The organism is Nonomuraea corallina, assembly GCF_027620315.1.
Classification (GTDB): Bacteria; Actinomycetota; Actinomycetes; order Streptosporangiales; family Streptosporangiaceae; genus Nonomuraea; species Nonomuraea corallina.
Map to the genome: position 1 here is coordinate 1 of NZ_JAPNNL010000305.1, position 3,928 is coordinate 3,928.

General features: G+C 74.2%; 4 protein-coding genes. 1 reads left to right on the forward strand and 3 read right to left on the reverse strand.

Features of this window, described 5'->3' with window-relative positions; genetic code table 11:
* Positions 1–42: 42 nt before the first annotated feature.
* The gene (locus OUY22_RS36020; protein WP_270159798.1) at positions 43–1,233 is read right to left on the reverse strand and encodes an MFS transporter; all 1,191 of its coding nucleotides are present in this window, start codon (positions 1,231–1,233) and stop codon (positions 43–45) included.
* 270 nt (positions 1,234–1,503) lie between these two features.
* Entirely contained in the window at positions 1,504–2,016 is a 513-nt protein-coding gene (locus OUY22_RS36025; protein ID WP_270159799.1) for a TetR/AcrR family transcriptional regulator, read from the reverse strand.
* 54 nt (positions 2,017–2,070) lie between these two features.
* On the opposite strand from OUY22_RS36025, the gene OUY22_RS36030 reads away from it, so the two are divergent.
* Positions 2,071–3,234 (forward strand): cysteine desulfurase family protein, encoded by a 1,164-nt coding sequence (locus OUY22_RS36030; protein ID WP_270159800.1) that lies wholly within the window; start codon positions 2,071–2,073, stop codon positions 3,232–3,234.
* A gap of 14 nt (positions 3,235–3,248) precedes the next feature.
* Here the strand turns inward: OUY22_RS36030 and OUY22_RS36035 are convergent.
* Positions 3,249–3,928: DUF695 domain-containing protein (locus tag OUY22_RS36035; protein ID WP_270159801.1), on the reverse strand; the 680-nt coding region annotated here is incomplete at its 5' end.

Below are 3,928 nucleotides of genomic sequence, written 5' to 3' on the forward strand. Positions count from 1 at the left end.
TTACCACGGGTTCCGCCGAGCCGGGAGAACCTCGGGGGGCGGTCAGGCGGCCAGGGGCTGCTTCTCCTCGGCGGGCCGCAGCGGGATGACCACGGTGGGCTCCTCGCGCGGCAGCAGGCGGGCGGCCACGGCGATCAGCAGGCCGAGGACGACGGCCAGGCCGAGCGCGGTGCGCAGCGAGGTCGCGTCCGACAGGAAGCCGATCGCGACCGGCCCGAGCAGCAGCCCCGCGTAGCCCATCGCGCCCGCCTGGGCGATCGCCGGGCCGGGGGTGGAGGTGGCGGTGCCGGCCAGCGAGAGCGTCATCGGCGAGATCGTCGCGACGCCGAGGCCCACGAAGAACACCGCGGCCAGCGCGACCACAGGCACCGGGGCGGCCAGCACCACGCCGAAGAAGGCGGCCGTGGCCAGGCCCGCGACCGTCAGCATGCCCCGTACGCCGAACCGCGAGCGCAGCCGGTCACCGGTCAGCCGGCCGATCAGCATGCCCGCCTCGAAGATCGGGTAGCCCAGGGCGGCCAGCGCCTCCGGCGCCCCCAGGGTGTCGCGCATGTAGAGGCCGTTCCAGTCGGCGACCACGCCCTCGACCATGAACGCGAAGAAGGCCAGTGCGCCCAGCAGGTACACGACCGGCGGCATCCGGCGGCGCGGCCCCGCGGCGGTCTCGGGCGCGGGGGCGTCCGGCAGGTACGTCCGGCCGAGCACCAGCAGGACCGGCAGCGAGATCAGGCTGACCAGCACCAGGTTGGCGGTGAAGGACAGGCCCAGGGCGATCGCCACGCTGCCCGTCGCGCCGGCGGCCATGGCGCCGACGCACCAGCCGGCGTGCATGCCGTTCATCAGCGGCCGGCCGTGGGCGCGCTCGACGGTGGAGCCCTGGGCGTTCATCGCGATGTCGAACAGGCCGAACGCCATGCCGAAGACCGCTGACGCGGCCAGCAGCGTGGGGAGGTCCGGCATGAGGGCCACGGCGACCAGGGAGAGCGCCGTCAGCGGGCCGCCGACGCGCAGCACGGTGCGGCTGCCGGCCCTGGCCATCACGCGGCGCATCGACTGCATGCTCACCAGCGCGCCCAGGCCCCAGGCGAGCAGGACGGTCCCGACCTCCGACTCGGACAGGCCCAGCTTGTCGGTCAGCGCGGGGATGCGCACGGTCATGGTGCCGACCATGAGGCCGGCGAGGGCGAAGGTGAGAACGGCGCCGTAGCGCGCGATCCTCAGATCACGGTTCATGTGGGCATACCTCGCAGAAGTGTTCATCAAAAAGGGCAGAAGGAAGACCCGGCCGTGGCCGGGCCTGGAAAAGGGGAGAGGGCACACCTCTGGGCCGGAGTCGCGGACCCGCCGCTTCCGTGAAAGGCGGTACGGTGCCCGGGGCGGCGTCACGCACCGGGGCGCGGACGGGTTCCGTCCGCCGCGCACGCGGCCTGGTGCCGTCTCCTGGGAGCGCGTCCTACCGGACCGGCCGTAACGGCCGCGGCCGGACGCTGACAGCCCGGGACCTCATGAAGGGGGTTTCAGCAGGGCTCTCAACCGGGCGTCGAGCTCGCGCAGCTCGTCGTCGCCGTTGAGCGACGGGTCGTGGCTGGCCACGTCCCAGAGACCCTCGCAGGCCAGGCGTACGATCTGCGACGCCACCAGGTCGGGCTCGTCGGCAAGGCCCTCGCGATGCCAGCGGGCCATCGCCTCCCGCAGCGGCGCCAGCAGGTAGGTGTTGCCGGACGCGCCCGTGACGACGGCCCAGCGTCGCAGCCGGCCCGAGCGGACGGCGGCGAGCGTGGCGCCGAGGTAGCGCTCGGTGTAGGTGGCGTCGGGCTGGGCGGCCACCAGGTCGTCGAACTCGGCGACCAGGCGCTCCACCATGGCCTTGATCAGGGCCTCCTTGGTGGAGAAGTGGTAGAGCAGCCCGCCCTTGCTCACGCCGGCCCGGTCGGCCACCGCGGAGAGGGTGAGCGCGGTCGAGCCGAGGTCGCTGAGCAGGTCTTCTGCCGCGTCCAGTAGCTCGTCACGTCTCATGGGCCTTACTGTACCGTCCGGACGGTACAGTGGCAAACAAGATAGCCTTACGGGGTGAGCAGACCGTCGGCGTATCTCGATCACGCGGCGACCACGCCGATGCTTCCGGAAGCCATCGAGGCCATGACGGAACAACTCGGCCGGGTCGGCAACGCCTCCTCCCTCCACGCCACCGGGCGCGAGGCGCGCAAGGTGGTGGAGGAGTCGCGCGAGACGATCGCCGACGCGCTCGGCGCCCGGCCGAGCGAGGTCGTGTTCACCTCGGGCGGCACCGAGGCCGACAACCTCGCGATCAAGGGCATGTTCTGGGCCCGTCACCCCAGGAAGCGCGTCCTGATCAGCTCGGTCGAGCACCACGCCGCCCTCGACCCCGCCCGGTGGCTGGCCGACAGCCAGGGCGCCGAGGTCGAGCTGCTGGAGGTCGACGAGCACGGCAGGGTCGCCCCCGACACGCTGCGCGCCGCCATCGAACGCGACCCCGGCAGCGTCGCCCTGGTCAGCGTCATGTGGGCCAACAACGAGGTCGGCACCATCCAGCCGATCCACCTCCTGGCGGCCATCGCCCGCGACCACGGCGTCCCGTTCCACACCGACGCGGTGCAGGCGATCGGCCAGCTGCCCGTGTCGTTCGCCGAGTCCGGCGCCGACGCGCTCACCCTGACCGGCCACAAGATCGGCGGGCCCATGGGCGTCGGCGCGCTGCTGCTGGCCCGCGGCGTGACGCCGGTCTCCGTGCAGCACGGCGGCGGCCAGGAGCGCGACGTGCGCTCCGGCACCCTCGACGCGCCCGCCATCGCCGGGCTGGCCGCCGCGGTCCGCACCGCGGTCAAGGAGCAGGCGGCCCAGCACCGCCACCTGACGGCGCTCCGCGACGACCTCATCGCCCGCGTCCGTCACGCCGTGCCCGGGGTGGTGCTCAACGGCGACCCCGACGACCGGCTGCCGGGCAACGCCCACTTCTCCTTCCCCGGCTGCGAGGGCGACGCGCTGCTCATGCTGCTCGACGCCAGAGGGGTGGAGTGCTCGACCGGCTCCGCCTGCTCGGCGGGGGTGGCGCAGCCGTCCCACGTGCTGCTGGCGATGGGCGCCGACGCGGCGGCGGCCAGAGGCTCACTGCGCTTCTCGCTGGGCCACACCTCCACGCAGGCCGACGTCGACCGGCTCGTCGAGGTGCTGCCCGCCGCCGTCGACCGCGCCCGCCGCGCCGGCCTCGGCTGAGCGGGCCGGGCCGGTCAAGCGAGGAAGGGCGCGACCGCGCTCCAGGCCGGGTCGGGGCTCACGTCCACCCGAGCCCTGCCTTCCTTCCAGGTGGCCGCCAGCTCCTTGATCGCGGCCGCGGCGCCGCTCTCCGGCGTCGCGTACACGTGCATGACGCGGCGGCGCTCGGCGCTCAGGTGGGCGGCCAGCACGGCCTCCTCGCCGAGCGCGCGCAGCCGCTCGTCCAGCCGCTCCTCGAACGCCCGCAGCGCGGCGAGCGACCCGCCGACGGGCAGGCCGCCGCCGTCCTTGTCGCGGTACGGCAGCGTGACGGCGATGTGCTGGTCCAGCAGCGGATGGTCGACGGGGCGCAGCGGGTAGCGGGTGGCGGCGACCAGCGGGGCGCCGGTCGCCGTCCGGCCCTCCAGCGTCGCCCACTGGCCGGTCTCGTGGTCGGCGGCCACGTCGGCCACCACCGCGGGCAGGTGGACGGCGGGCACGGCGTCGATCGGCGCCGAGGTGGCAGGGGTGATCTCGCCCACCCACCGGGCCACGTCGTCCTCGCCCAGCAGCCGGTCGAGAGCCATCAGCGTGGCGTCCATCCGGGCGTCCTCGTCCAGCTCGCCGAAGACCGGGTGGTACGCGGACACGTCCACCCGCAGCGCCCCGCGCGGCACCCGCAGCCCCAGCACCAGCTTGTCGAGCCCGAACGCGA

Excerpts from the sequence above, each read along its gene's own strand:
- OUY22_RS36025 (WP_270159799.1), bottom strand. The coding sequence starts at position 2,016 with ATGAGACGTGACGAGCTACTGGACGCGGCAGAAGACCTGCTCAGCGAC.
- OUY22_RS36020 (WP_270159798.1), bottom strand. The coding sequence starts at position 1,233 with ATGAACCGTGATCTGAGGATCGCGCGCTACGGCGCCGTTCTCACCTTC.